The organism is Pseudotabrizicola alkalilacus (assembly GCF_003443995.1).
Lineage (GTDB): Bacteria > Pseudomonadota > Alphaproteobacteria > Rhodobacterales > Rhodobacteraceae > Pseudotabrizicola > Pseudotabrizicola alkalilacus.
Genome location: NZ_QWEY01000007.1, coordinates 45,752 through 59,526, shown reverse-complemented (window position 1 = coordinate 59,526; position 13,775 = coordinate 45,752). Strand labels below are relative to the sequence as shown.

12 protein-coding genes are annotated in these 13,775 nt (G+C 63.4%); 2 read left to right on the top strand and 10 right to left on the bottom strand.

What is annotated here, in order from left to right:
- Positions 1-130: 130 nt before the first annotated feature.
- On the bottom strand, positions 131-445 hold the full coding sequence (locus tag D1012_RS13195; protein WP_118153338.1) for a DUF1476 domain-containing protein: 315 nt from the start codon (positions 443-445) through the stop codon (positions 131-133).
- Positions 446-691: 246 nt separating this feature from the next.
- Between D1012_RS13195 and D1012_RS13190 the strand changes: the two genes are divergently transcribed.
- Together D1012_RS13190 and purS are read left to right on the top strand one after the other, a co-directional pair.
- Positions 692-1,462 carry a phosphoribosylaminoimidazolesuccinocarboxamide synthase gene (locus D1012_RS13190; RefSeq protein WP_118152975.1) on the top strand — a complete coding sequence of 257 codons (771 nt, stop codon included), beginning with the start codon at positions 692-694 and terminating at the stop codon, positions 1,460-1,462.
- Between the two features lie 119 nt (positions 1,463-1,581).
- Entirely contained in the window at positions 1,582-1,821 is a 240-nt protein-coding gene (purS, locus tag D1012_RS13185) for a phosphoribosylformylglycinamidine synthase subunit PurS (protein WP_118152973.1), read from the top strand.
- Positions 1,822-1,902: 81 nt separating this feature from the next.
- Here the strand turns inward: purS and D1012_RS13180 are convergent, their stop codons facing one another.
- The 9 genes from D1012_RS13180 to D1012_RS13140 all read right to left on the bottom strand — a co-directional run bounded on the left by D1012_RS13180 (position 1,903) and on the right by D1012_RS13140 (position 13,727).
- The gene (locus tag D1012_RS13180; RefSeq protein WP_118152971.1) at positions 1,903-3,252 is read right to left on the bottom strand and encodes a cytochrome P450; all 1,350 of its coding nucleotides are present in this window, start codon (positions 3,250-3,252) and stop codon (positions 1,903-1,905) included.
- Positions 3,249-4,481: a hypothetical protein gene (locus tag D1012_RS13175; protein WP_233517119.1), complete on the bottom strand. Its 1,233-nt coding sequence runs from the start codon at positions 4,479-4,481 to the stop codon at positions 3,249-3,251. The genes D1012_RS13180 and D1012_RS13175 overlap by 4 nt, the downstream gene beginning before the upstream one ends.
- 59 nt (positions 4,482-4,540) lie before the next feature.
- Positions 4,541-5,299, bottom strand: a complete 759-nt coding sequence (locus D1012_RS13170; RefSeq protein WP_118152969.1) for a cytochrome c biogenesis CcdA family protein — start codon at positions 5,297-5,299, stop codon at positions 4,541-4,543.
- A 153-nt stretch (positions 5,300-5,452) separates the two neighbouring features.
- Positions 5,453-8,203: an Rne/Rng family ribonuclease gene (locus D1012_RS13165; RefSeq protein ID WP_118152967.1), complete on the bottom strand. Its 2,751-nt coding sequence runs from the start codon at positions 8,201-8,203 to the stop codon at positions 5,453-5,455.
- Between the two features lie 427 nt (positions 8,204-8,630).
- Positions 8,631-9,548 (bottom strand): polyphosphate kinase 2, encoded by a 918-nt coding sequence (gene ppk2 / locus D1012_RS13160; RefSeq protein ID WP_118152965.1) that lies wholly within the window; start codon positions 9,546-9,548, stop codon positions 8,631-8,633.
- Between the two features lie 66 nt (positions 9,549-9,614).
- Positions 9,615-10,943, bottom strand: a complete 1,329-nt coding sequence (locus tag D1012_RS13155; protein WP_118152963.1) for a sigma-54-dependent transcriptional regulator — start codon at positions 10,941-10,943, stop codon at positions 9,615-9,617.
- A 7-nt stretch (positions 10,944-10,950) separates the two neighbouring features.
- Positions 10,951-12,639, bottom strand: a complete 1,689-nt coding sequence (locus tag D1012_RS13150) for a sensor histidine kinase (RefSeq protein WP_435530920.1) — start codon at positions 12,637-12,639, stop codon at positions 10,951-10,953.
- A 128-nt stretch (positions 12,640-12,767) separates the two neighbouring features.
- Positions 12,768-13,436 (bottom strand): phosphoribosylformylglycinamidine synthase subunit PurQ, encoded by a 669-nt coding sequence (gene purQ, locus D1012_RS13145; RefSeq protein ID WP_118152959.1) that lies wholly within the window; start codon positions 13,434-13,436, stop codon positions 12,768-12,770.
- Positions 13,437-13,508: 72 nt separating this feature from the next.
- A complete protein-coding gene (locus D1012_RS13140) occupies positions 13,509-13,727 on the bottom strand; it encodes a ribbon-helix-helix domain-containing protein (RefSeq protein WP_118152957.1) in 219 nt (72 codons plus the stop codon).
- Positions 13,728-13,775 lie beyond the last annotated feature (48 nt).

Here is a 13,775-nt window from a genome sequence, read left to right as displayed (position 1 = left end):
TGAAAGGGTTGAGACCGGAATGCCAGAAGCGGGGGCCGGTGGCAAATCCAATTCCTGCGGGCCGCACATGCAAAAGCCGCCCCGGAGGGCGGCCTGAGCCGGTTTGCGGCGAAGGTCCGCCGGAGCTGGATCAGATTTCGGTCATCAACTGGGCTTTGGCAGCGATCAGCATTTCGGCCATCTTGGCCCGGATTTCCTGATCGCTGGCTTTTCCGGCCAGATCGGCGGTCAGTTTGCGCACGACATCTTCGATCCCGGCCTCTTCGAAATCGGCCTCGACCACGGTCATCGCATAGGCGGTGGCGTCATCGCCCGACTCGCCCATCAACCCTGCGGCCCACAGACCGACCAGCTTGTTGCGGCGGGCTTCGGCGCGGAACTGCATTTCTGCGTCATGAGCAAACTTGTTTTCAAAGGCATTTTCGCGGTCGTCGAAGGTGGTCATGGGCGGCCCCTTGGTTGAACTTGTGCTGTCTTTGATATGCCCTTCCCGCCGCGTCACTGCAAGAGGCGGATGGGCGCAGGCCCGGCCTGCCGCTGCGGGTTTTCCCTGCGATTTTTAATCATGGCTTTGGCGGGCGCAAGGTTGGGGGCTCTGGCTTGCGGTGGGGCCGGGCTTCACGTATAGGCCAGAGAAAGTCAGCTAGGGCGGTGCTTCACCGCCCCTGCCTGCATTTGTCGCGGAGAGTTCATGGCACGGCGTAAGAAGGTCTATGAGGGCAAGACGAAGATCCTCTATGACGGTCCGGAACCCGGCACGCTGATCCAGTATTTCAAGGATGAAGGCATCTCATCCGAGGCTCCGGTGACCAGCGAGGCCAAGGGCACCGAAGGCAAAGGCGTGCTGAACAACCGGCTGTCGGAATTCTTCATGACCGGGCTGAACAGCATCGGGGTGCCGACGCATTTCATCAAACGGCTGAACATGCGCGAGCAACTGGTGCGGATGGCCGAGATCCTGCCGCTGGAAGTGGTGGTGCGCAACTTTGCCGCAGGCGAATTGTCGACCAAGCTGGGGATTCCCGAGGGCACGGCGCTGCCGCGCCCGATCGTGGAATATTACTACAAGGACGACCGGCTGTCGTCGCCGATGGTCGCTGAAGAGCATATCGTGGCCTTTGGCTGGGCCAGCCAGCAGGATCTGGATGATGTGGTGGCGCTGGCGCTGCGGGTCAACGATTTCCTGTCGGGCGTGATGATGGGCGTGGGCGTGCGGCTGGCCGATTTCCGTATCGAGGTCGGCCGGGTCTGGGAGGGCGATTACATGCGCCTGATCATCGCCGACGAGATCAGCCCCGACAATTGCCGGTTGTGGGACATGCGCCCGGTGATTGACCGTGGCGACGGGCAGCCGGTGGCCGAACCGGGGCCGATGGCGGATGTCTATACCGAACTGGCGCGGCGGCTGGGCGTTTTGCCCACCAATGTCACCCATTCGCCAAAGCCGACGCTGATCAATTAGCTGGGCCCGGCGCAACGCCGGGCGGGTTTGCGTCTGGTGATCTCTGCACGCCCCCTTGCTCCGACGGGGAGGGGGCGGTAAGGGAGGGGCCAAATCTGGTCAGCAATCGAGGAATTGCCATGAAAGCCCGCGTCACCGTCATGTTGAAGAACGGCGTTCTGGATGTGCAGGGCGAGGCTGTGCGCCATGCGCTTGGCACGCTGGGCTTTGCGGGCGTCGAGGGCGTGCGTCAGGGCAAGGTCATCGAGCTGGATCTGGCCGAAACGGATGCGGCCAAGGCCGAGGCCGATGTGAAGGCCATGTGCGACAAGCTGCTGGCCAATACCGTGATCGAATCCTACCGCGTCGAGATTCTCTGACCGCGCACGGGTTGAGGTGTTGCCCGGGGGGCTGTCTGCCCCCCGAACCCCCCGAGGATATTTTTAGACAGAAAATGAAGATCAGGCCGTGCGCTTTGTCAGGCGCAGGCGGATGCCGTTTGCGGCGCGCACGGTGAGGTGGGCGACGGGGACGGGGATATCGTCTGCGATGGCGTCGACCTGCCAGCGGCGCAGCAGGTGGGCCAGCAACAGCGGGCCTTCGACCATGGCAAAACCTGCGCCGGTGCAGACGCGCGGGCCGGCCGAGAACGGCAGATAGGCGTCGCGGGCGCAGGTCTTGTTGTCTTCGCGCGACCAGCGGTCGGGATCAAAGCCGTCAGGGTTGGTCCAGAGCCGTTCGTGCCGGTGCAGATGCCAGGGCGACAGCACGATCTGCGCGCCGGGCGCGACGGCGCGGTCTCGCAGGGTTTCTGGGCAGGCGTTTTCACGCACCATCATCGGCACGGGTGGGTAAAGCCGCAGGGTTTCGCGGAATACGTCGCGGGTGAATTTCAGACGCGACATGGCCGCGAAATCGGGCGCGTCTGGCAGGCTGGCCGCCTCGGTCGCAACGCGCGCCTGAGCCTCGGGGTGGGTGGCGAGCAGGTAGAGCGCCCAAGCGAGGGCGGAGGCGCTGGTTTCATGCCCGGCGAGGAAGAAGATGGCGACCTGATCGACCATTTCCTCGGTGTTGAAGGTCTGGCCGGTCTGCGGATCGGCGGTCAGCATGATCTTGGTCGCCAGATCATCAGGGGCGGTGCCAGCGGCAATCTCTGCCGCGCGGGCGGTGGTCATATCGGTGATCAGCGCGCGGATCTTTGCCGCTGAGCGCAGGGTGGCGCGGCGGTGCAGGCGCGGAAACCAGCGCGGCAGCGGCAGAAAGGCGGCAAGGTTCAGGATTGGCTGGGTGCGTTGATAGGCGCGGAACTCGTGGAACACCGCCTGTGCGGTCTGGTGCTCGATCGGGATCGAGAACAGCGTGCGGAAGATCACATCGGCGGCGGCGTGGCTCATCTCCTCCTCAACCTCCACCTCGCCTGCGTGCAGGCGGGCGGTGGCGGCTTCTGCTGCCTGCCACATTGCCGGGAAGGTGTCGCGCAACCGGCCGCCCTCAAAGGCGGGGTCGATGATGCGGCGCTGGCGTTTCCAGATCTCACCATTCGTCACAAACACCGAATTGCCAAGCAGCGGGTTCAGACCTTCGCGGATGCGGTTGGATTTGGGGAAATCATCGGGGCGGGATTTCAGCACCAGATCAATGAGTTTCGGGTCATTGCACATGTAGCTGCGAAAGAACGGCGTGCGGAATTCGGCCATCCATGCCCGGTAGAGCCGCGCGGGTTGTGCCGACAGGATGTCGTGCCGGAACAGCCGCAGATAGCGCCAGAGCGAAACGCGGTCGGGGCGGGGTGTTGGTTTGGGCGGGATCATGCCGTGGAGGTATAGCGGTTGACGGGGGAGAGGATACGGCTTTTTGACGGGGCGCGGCTGGCGTAGCGCGCGGCGAGGGTTTGCGGCCCGGCGGTGATCTGGAAATAGTCGTAATCGCCGGGGCGGTCGAAGGCGCAGAGATACTGGAAATGCAGCCGGAAAAACCGCCAACGCAGTGCCTTCCAGCGCTCGGGCGACAGGGTTTGGGTGAACGCAGCAGACAGCACCAGCGGCCAGCGTTGGCCCGGTGGGGCCACACCTGTCACAGCCACCGGATCGCAGAGCGCAAAGGCGCAGCCGTCGCCGGGGGCGGTGACATCAACCCATGTCAGCTCATCACGCACCGACAGATAGGCCAGATCGCCGCGCAGGCGGGTGGCACCGGGCAGGAAGCTGACCATCGGCACCACTTGCCCCAAGCTGAGGAAGGCCAGCGGCGGGTGGCCAGCGGGCAGGCCCGCTCGGATCATATCCGACAGTATCGACACGCCCAGATGCGCGCCCGAGGAATGGCCGACCACCAGCACCTCATCGCATTCGGTGTCGAGAGCGGCGCGGATGATTGTCGCAAATTCGGCCATCCGCGCCTCCAGCGCGGGCGGGTTGGCCCCGTTCCAGCGGGCAGAAAAGGCGTAGTCGTGCATCAGGTAATAGGCAAAGACCTTGTTATCGCGTGCCTTGAACCAGCGCAGGATGAACGGGATGGGGATCAGGCCGACGGCGATCAGCGCCGGGTGGGTAACGGCCGCGACCAGACGACCAAAGCCCCAGCCGACGGCGCAGGCAAGCGCCAGTTGCCCCAGCAGAAACACGATGGGGTAGAGCGCCGCAATCACCGGCCCCTTGCGCAGCCGCATCAGCCGGAACAAAGCGCCCGAGCCGATATAGGCCCATGCGGTACGCACCAGTTGCGCATAGGTGGCGGGAATCGAGTTTGACATGCTGTCACGCACGATATCTGACCAGACCAGCACCTCGATCTCCGCCTGCGCCTTGTGTCCATTGACCGTGCCCTGCACGCGCCAGCCATAGGGGCCTTTGGTGGTTTTGGGCTGCAAGGTGATGTCATAGCCGGAAATCGCGGCCTGATCGGCGGATTCCTTGCGATACAGCTCGCGGTAGCGGCGCGGGTGGATGGGGTCATAGCCGGGGATATAGAACACACGACGGCGAAAGGGCTTTGTGCCCTGCGCCATGGTGTCGGTCTTTATCGGTTCAAGTCTGGCCATCCGCCCCTCCTGCGCCGCAAGTCTAGGGGGCATTTCGGGCAGAATTAAGGGGAAAGCGCTCAGCCCAGCAGCGGAATACCAAAGCGGTCAAAGGTTTCCAGCAGCCACCAGCTGAAATCGGTGAAAGCCCCGGTGACCAGCGCAAGGCCGACGACCAGCAACAGGATGCCCATCACCCGTTCAATCGCCCTCATATGCGGCTTCAGCCGCTGCATCAGGCCGAGTGAGCGTTCGACAAACAGCGCGGCCAGCAGGAACGGCAGGCCAAGGCCAAGCGCATAGACCGCCAGCAGCATGGTGCCGCGTTGGACCGAGCCCTCTTGTGCGGCCAGCGACAGGATCGCACCCAGTTGCGGGCCGATGCAGGGGGTCCAGCCAAAGGCAAAGGCGAGGCCGAGGACATAGGCGCCAAACGCCGTGCCGCCCCGGTCACCCGCATCCAGCCGCGCCTCACGGTCCAGCAGCGGAATGCGGAAGACGCCGAGGAAATGCAGGCCGAAGATGATAACCACCACGCCGGAAATGCGGGAGAACAGCACCTGATTCTGCAGAAAGAACGCCCCGAAGATCGAGGCGGTGAAGCCCAGCAGCAGGAAAACGGTAGACAATCCCATGACAAAGAACAGCGCGGGGATGATCACCCGGCGGCGGGCGGTGGCATTGTCGCGCATGTCGCCCATGGAGATACCGCCCATATAGGCAAGGTAAGGCGGCACGATGGGCAGGACGCAGGGGGAAAGGAACGACAACACCCCTGCGGCCAGTGCGATCAGCATGGCGGGCAAGAGCGCCGCGTCGATCAGGTCTATTCCGAACATGGCTGTCTGTCCCCTTTGGCCCAGTGATAGCTTGGTCCGCCGGGCGCGTCACGGGGGCGGGGTGTCACATGCGCGTGGTCATCGTGAAACATCGCGGCAAATGGACGGGGGCGGCAGAGTGATCTGCCGCCCCCCAATGGTCTGACGTGTGCCTTAGCGGCCCAGTGACCACCAGCCCTTGCGCTTGGGCTTGGCAGTGCCGTCTTCGGCCTCTGGCTCCGGTGCGGCGTCAAGGCCGGGATCGACCGCGAGCCCGGTCTGGGGGGCGGCCGGTTCGTCCGACGGGGCCGGTTGCAACGCCGGAGCGGGTTTTGCGACCGCCTCGGGTTGCGGGGCAGGGGTGGCTTCTGCTGCTGGCGCGGCCACAGGTTCCGGCGTTGGCGCGGGTTGTGCTGCCTCTGCCACCGGCTCTGGAGCCCCGGCTTCTGTCACCGCAACCTCTGCTACCGCAGCCTCTGTCACCTTTGGCTTGCGGGTCCGGCTGCGCTTTTTGGGCGCTTCAGCCGCGTCTGGTGCAGCCTCGGCGGCAGGCTCTGCCGCTGCGGGTGCCGCTGCGGCTGGGGTCTCTGCCTCTGCCGGGGTCGCCTTTGGCTTGCGGGTCCGGGTGCGCTTTTTCGGAGCCTCGGCTTCGGGGGCCGGGGTGTCCTCAGCGACCGGCTCTGCGGCGACGGCTGCTGCGGGTTCAGCCGCCTGCGGGGCAGCCTCTGCCACAGCGTCATCGCTGTCGTCGCCGTCATCACCTTCGCTGTCGCCGTCATCCGAGGTGCCATTGCCTTCGGCATCGGTGCCGTTGGGGCCTGCGCCTTTGCGGCGACGACGCCGACGGCGCTTCTTCTTGCCGTTGCCGTCGGCCTGACGCGGATCGACGGTGGCTTCGGCCTTGGCTTCCGCTTCTGCCTCCGGCTCGGCCTCTGCTTCGGCCTCGTCTTCGACATCATCCTCGATCGGCAGATCTTCGTCTTCGTCCTCGGCCACCGGCGCGCCCATCAGGCTGGAGTTGCCCGAGATCACCGCACCCGGTTCAGGCACCACGCGCAGCGCGGTCTTGAACTTTTCGATGGTGTAATCGGGGCTGATCATCGACGGATCGGCCTCCATCCGCACGGACATGCCGTAGCGGGCCTCGATCAGGGCGATGTGTTCGCGCTTCTGGTTGATCAGATAGTTGATGATCCCGACCGGAGCCTTGAGCAACACCTCTTTGGACCGCTTGCGCGTGCCCTCTTCTTCCAGCGCGCGCAGAACCTGCAGCGCCATGGAATCGTCCGAGCGGATCAGCCCGGTGCCGTGGCAATGCGGGCAGGGCTGGGTGGTGGATTCGAGCATGCCGGGGCGCAGGCGCTGGCGGCTCATTTCCATCAGGCCAAAGCCCGAGATGCGGCCGACCTGAATGCGGGCGCGGTCGGTTTTCAGCTTGTCTTTCAGCTTCTTCTCGACGGCGGCGTTGTTGCGACGCTCTTCCATGTCGATGAAGTCGATGACGATTAGACCGGCAAGGTCGCGCAGACGCAGCTGGCGGGCCACCTCTTCGGCGGCCTCCAGGTTGGTTTTCAGCGCGGTATCCTCGATGGAGCCTTCTTTCGTCGCGCGGCCTGAGTTCACGTCGATGGCGACCAGCGCCTCGGTGATGCCAATGACGATGTAGCCACCGGATTTCAGCTGCACGGTCGGGTTGAACATGCCGCCCAGATAGCCTTCGACCTGATAGCGGGCGAACAACGGGGTCGGGTCCTGATACAGCTGCACCGCGCGGGCGTGGCTTGGCATGATCATGCGCATGAAGTCTTTGGCGACGCGGAAACCTTCGGCACCCTCGACCAGAACCTCGTCGATCTCGCGGTTATACAGATCGCGGATCGAGCGTTTGATCAGATTGCCCTCTTCATAGATCGGGGCGGGGGCGATGGATTTCAGCGTCAGCTCGCGGATCTGTTCCCACAGCCGCATCAGGTATTCATAATCGCGCTTGATTTCGGCCTTGGTGCGCTTGGCGCCCGCGGTGCGGATGATCAGGCCAGCGCCTTCCGGCACTTCGATCTCGCTCGCGATTTCCTTGAGTTTCTTGCGGTCAGGCGCGTTGGTGATCTTGCGGCTGATGCCGCCGCCGCGCGCGGTGTTGGGCATGAGCACGCAGTAACGACCGGCGAGGCTCAGATAGGTGGTCAGCGCCGCACCCTTGTTGCCGCGTTCTTCCTTGACCACCTGCACCAGCATGATCTGGCGGACCTTGATCACTTCCTGGATTTTGTAGCGGCGCGCGCGGGGTTTGCGCGGCTGGCTGATTTCTTCCGACACGTCCTCTTCTGCGATCGATTCGATCTCGTCATCGGTCTCGGAGGCGTGGTCCATGGCGCGGTACGGCGTTTCGCCATTGCCGTTGTCAGACCCGTTTTCGGAGCCGTGATCGTGGTCATGCCCGTGGCCGTCATGGTCATGACCTGCGGCTTCGGTGACGGGTGTTGCGTCGCTGTCCTGCTCGTCGTCGAGGTCAACCACATCCATGCCCGCCGGGCCGGAGGTCACGGCATCCTGTGCCTTTGCCTCTTCGGCAGCGGGTTTGGGGCGCGGCGCGCGGCGGCGCGAGCGGCGGTTTTCTTCTTCTTCCTCGGCGCGGGCATAGGCGCGTTCTTCTTCGATCAGCGCTTTGCGGTCAGCGACCGGGATCTGGTAATAATCGGGATGAATTTCGGCAAATGCCAGAAATCCGTGCCGGTTGCCGCCGTAATCGACGAACGCCGCCTGAAGCGACGGTTCAACCCGCGTTATCTTGGCAAGATAGATGTTGCCGGCGAGCTGACGTTTGTTGACCGTTTCAAAGTCAAATTCCTCGACCTTGTTTCCGTCGACCACCACAACCCGAGTTTCCTCGGGATGGGTGGCATCAATAAGCATTTTCTTAGCCATATCATTCCATTGCGCCTGAAACGCATCAAACCCTCTGGCGGACCAGAGGGGCATTGATACGGGGGGAGGCGTCTTGTTCGGGCGGGCGTTCGCGTCAGGCGTGACGGCAGAATGCCCATTGGGCACCCCACGCCGTCTATCGTCTTTGTCGCGCGCGTCATCGCGGTTCACGTCTGAGGGGCGGCTAGGCCCCCCACCTTCAAAAAGCCCGTGCATCCAAAGACTTACGGGCAATGACAACAGCCTTGCGGCCGATCCGGCTGCCAGTCCGCGCGTCGCGTTTCATCGCGTCGGCCATGACGGACAGAGAATTCTGTGCAAAGGATATACCGTTGCCCGGCAACCCTAGCGGCAAAGCGCGCGCAAGGGCAATGGGCAATTTATGCCACACGCCATCCGGGCACGGATCAGGCCGCCCGGTCAGGGGTCAGTATTTGGCCGGAACGTAAAGTTCAGGCGGCAGGACGGCGCGTTCGTAGTCGGGGTTGAACACCCGGTCGGGCAGGTGAACCTCTTCATGCGGGACCGGCTCATAGGGGATCAGGCTGAGCAGATGGTCGATGCAGTTCAGCCGCGCGCGCTTTTTGTCATTGCCTTCAACGATATACCACGGCGCTTCGGGAATGTTGGTGCGCGCCATCATTTCCTCTTTGGCCTTGGTATACTGCTCCCACCGCACCCGGCTTTGCAGATCCATCGGCGACAGTTTCCACTGTTTCATCGGGTCATGAATCCGCATCAGGAATCGCATCTGCTGTTCTTCATCGGTGATCGAAAACCAGTATTTGATCACCGTAATGCCAGAGCGGACCAGCATACGCTCAAATTCGGGCACATCGTGAAAGAACTGCTCGACCTGATCCTCATCGGCAAAGCCCATCACCCGTTCGACCCCGGCGCGGTTGTACCAGCTGCGGTCGAACAGCACGATTTCGCCGCCCGCAGGCAGGTGCGGCACGTAGCGCTGGAAATACCACTGCGATTTCTCGCGGTCCGAAGGGGCGGGCAGGGCGACCGCGCGCACCACGCGCGGGTTCAGCCGCTGGGTCAGGCGCTTGATCACGCCGCCCTTGCCCGCGCTGTCGCGGCCCTCAAACAGCACCACGACCTTTTTGCCGTGATACTGCACCCAGTCCTGCAGCTTGATCAGCTCGGACTGCATCCGGATCAGGGCGTGGAAGTACTCGTGCCGGTCAATCGTGTCGGGGTGCTTTTCCTTGTAGATCCGCGAGATTTCCAGCGAGAGCTGGGCATCTTCCAGCTCCAGCTCGAAATCCTCGTCAAAGGTGTCGGCCAGTTCGGCCTGCAGCCAGTCTTGCGCGGGGGAGGTGAGGGGGGTGTTCACGGCGGGAACCTTTCAGGGTTTTCCCGCCGTGCTTAGCCCCGGCATTGTAACAGGATCGCGACGGGATCAGGTATAATCCTGCCTCTGCAATCCATATTTGGCCATCTTTTCGTTCAGCGTCCGGCGTGGCAGGCACAGCTCGTCCATCACGGCGACGATGCTGCCCTTGTGGCGGCGCATGGTGTTGTCGATCAGCATCTTCTCGAAGCTTTCGACATATTCCTTGAGCGGCTTGCCCTCGGTCGTCATCGCCGGGCCGGATGCTTCGTTATCGGCCATCAGCAGGCTGGCAATCGAGCCGGAGCCGCGCCGGTTCTGCAACACCGCGCGTTCGGCGATGTTGACCAGCTGGCGCACATTGCCGGGCCATGGCGCCTGCAACAGCTGTGCCGCCTCTTGTGCGGTGACTTGCGGCGCGTCGCAGCCGTATTCTTCGGCGAACTGTTCCGACATCCGGGTGAACAGGGTCAGAATATCCTCACCGCGCGCCCGCAGTGGCGGGCACAGGATGGTCATCGCGCCAAGGCGGTAGAACAGATCGGCGCGCAGGATATCCTCCAGCGTCTTGTCGGCCACATGTTCGTTGCAGATCGCGATGATGCGGGTTTCCGGCGGGGTGCCAGACTCGTTGATCAGGGTCAGCAGCCGGGCCTGCAGCGACTGGCTGAGCGCCTCGACATCTTCCAGACACAGGGTACCACCGCGCGCCTCTTCGACCAGCGGGATCGCGCCATCTTCGGCCGGGCCAAAAAGCTTGGCGGCAAGCTGGTCTTCGGACCATGCGGCGCAAGAGATGGTGACGAATTTCTTCGACGCGCGCGGCCCCACCGCATGCAGGGCATGCGCCACCAGCGTCTTGCCGGTGCCGGTTTCGCCGTCGATCAGCACATGGCTGTCGGCCTGACCCAGATCGAGGATATCCTCGCGCAGACGCTCCATCACCGGGCTGCCGCCGATCAGCTTTTTCATCAGCACCGAGCCGTCGGACAATTCGCGCCGCAAGGCGCGGTTGTCCAGCGTCAGGCGGCGGGCCTGGGTCGCACGTTTGGCCAGTTCGGTCATCCGGTCGGGGTTGAACGGCTTTTCCAGAAAATCATAGGCCCCGACCCGCATCGCCTCGACCGCCATCGGCACATCACCGTGGCCGGTGATCATGATGACGGGCAGGCCGGAATCCATGCTCATCAACCGTTTCAGAAACGCCATGCCATCCATACCCGGCATCTTGATATCGCTGACGACAACGCCCGCAAAATCGGCACCGATGCCCTTGAGCGCGTCTTCGGCGCTGGCATAAGTCTCGGTGTCAAAACCAGACAGGGCCAGCCATTGGCTGATGGATTGACGCATATCGGCTTCGTCATCGACGATGGCCACTTTCATTGCGCGCGACATGAATACCTCATTCCGCAGCTTCCTGCTCTTTTACCGGCCCCAACAGGGGCAATTGCATTTCAAATACCGCGCCGCCGCCTTCGGCATTGCGCGCGGTCAACCGGCCACCCAGATCGCCCACGATCCCGGATGAGATGGCAAGGCCAAGGCCCACGCCTTCACCGGGTTTCTTGGTGGTGTAGAAGGGCTCGAACAGGTTATCCAGATCGACGATCCCATGCCCGTTGTCACGCACCATCAGCATGGCGGTATCGCCCTGACTGAGGATCAGATCAATCTGTGGGCCCTGACGGTCCTTGGTCGCGTCCAGCGCGTTGCGGAGCAGGTTGATGATCACCTGTTCCAGCCGGATGCGGTCAGCCAGCACCATCACTGGCTGGCGGGGCAGGGTGCGTGTGATCTTGACCACCCGCGCTTTGAGCTGGGGTTCCATCATCGACAGCGCGGAACTGAGCGCCTGCCGCAGATCGACCGGCTCGAACGCCTCACCGCCCTTGCGGGCATAGGATTTCAGCTGGCGGGTGATCGCGCCCATGCGCTCGATCAGATCGTCGATGCGCTGGAACGACGACAGCGCTTCCTCTGGCCTGCGGCGCTGCAACAGCAGGCGCGCGCCGGCCAGATAGGTTTTCATCGCGGCAAGCGGCTGGTTCAACTCGTGGCTGACCGCAGCCGACATCTCGCCCAAAGCCGCCAGTTTGGACGACTGGGCGAGGGTCAGCTCGGCCACGGCCAGATCCTTTTGCACCTTTTCACGCTCGGCAATCTCACGTTGCAGGCGGGCGTTGAGCAGGCGCAGTTCCGCAGATTCGCGCCGAAAGCTCATGCTTTGCGACCAGGCCTTGCGCGACAGGGCATAGAACGTCAGCGCCAGCAGGATGGCAAAGCCCATGATTTCCAGCGCCAACACGCCGTTAACCCGCTCGCGCACCGAATCGTAGGCGGTCAGCGTGACCATGCGCCAGCCGCGGAACGGCACCCGCGCCTCGGTCTTCATCACAGCCTGACCTGACAAGTAGGCGTCAGGCGGGTTCTGCGCCCAGTCGGCGGTGGCCTGCAGCGCGCGCCCGATGGCAGAGCGTTCCTCGCGGACTGCAAGCGCCTCGGACAAGGGCAGGCCACGCCAGCGCGGTTCGGTGGCCAAAATCACCGTGCCCTCGCTGTCGGCAACCAGCACCGCATCCTGAAACCCGGCCCAGGCGCGTTCGTATTTCATCAGATCGACCGCGACCGCGATTACCCCCACTGGACGCCCATCCACGATGATCGACCGGGAATAGGTGAAATCGAACCCCGCCGTGCCCCGCCGTGCGGCGGTAAAGATCGTGTCCTTGGCGCGCAGGGCATCGACGTAAAAGCTTTCGGTCCGGTAGGGCGTGCCCAGCAGATTGCGGTTGGTGGCACCGACCACCCGGCCATCACGGTCCATCAGCATGATCGAAGCCACGCCGATTTCGGATTGAACCTTGATCAGCCGTTGCGAGGTCTGGGAATAATTGCCGGCCCGCAGCGCCTCGCCAAAGGCGGGATCGGTGGACAACAAGAGCGGCACCACCGAGGTCCGCTGCAATTCCGAGATCATGTTGCCGGAGTAAAGCGCCAGCCGCAGATCGGCGCGGTTGCGGGTGGTTTCCGAAAATCGTTCGGTGAGCCAGCGGTTTGTGACCAGCACCACACCGACGGCAAGGATCACCATCAGCGCAATCACCAGTTTCACGCGCCAGGAAATCCCTTGCGTGTCTTCGTCCTGATCCATGGGAAGCCGTGTGTCCGCCATGTGCGCGACTTTAGGCTCTGGTCAGGGATGCCTCAAGCCGGGGCCGGTCAGGCAAGCGCCATCCCGCCCATCAGCGCACGGAACATTCCGGCACCATCGGTGCCACCATGCACCGGCTCGCAGGCGCGTTCCGGATGGGGCATCATGCCCAGCACACGGCGGTTTTCGGACAGCACGCCGGCAATATCGGCCATCGAGCCATTGGGGTTTTGTTCATAGGTAAAGGCGATGCGGTCTTCGCCTTGCAGGCGGCCCAGACCTTCGGCGTCAATGGTGTAGTTGCCATCGTGATGCGCAATCGGAATCTCGATCTCCTGCCCGCGGCCGTAGGCGTTGGTATAGGGGCTGTTGGTGGTCTCGACCCGCAGTGTGACGCGCTTGCACGCGAATTTGAGACCCGCATTGCGCATCAGCACACCCGGCAGCAGGCCCATTTCGGTCAGCACCTGAAAACCGTTGCAGATGCCCAGAACGAAGCCACCTTTTACGGCATGGCTCTTGACCGCCGCCGCGATGGGGGATTGCGCGGCAATCGCCCCGCAGCGCAGGTAATCGCCAAAGGAAAACCCGCCCGGCACGCCGACCACATCAACGCCATGCGGCAGATCGGTATCCTTGTGCCAGACCCGCGCCACCTGAAACCCCGCCTGTTCAAAGGCCGATGCCAGATCACGGTCGCAGTTTGATCCGGGGAAGGTGATGACAGCGGCTTTCATGGGACTCTCCCTGAGGGTGCGATGAGTGTCGCCATAGCGCAAGTGGCAGCCCGCTTCCAGTCCGGGATTGGGCTATTTGCCGCGATAATGCTGCAAGACAAACACCCGGATCGCCGAGGCCAGCCCCTCATCCCCCTGACGCGCCGCATCAATGAGGGCAGCAAGGGCATTCACCGTCTCGCCCTGCTCGGTGGCGATGGCGCGAAAGGCGTCCCAGAACGCAGGCTCCAGCGAGACGCTGGTGCGGTGTCCGTGCAGGGTCAGCGAGTGTTTGGCGGGGCGCGTTGTCATCGGCGCAGTCTAGCGGCAGACCCGCGCGGCGCAAAGGGGGCGCGGCAG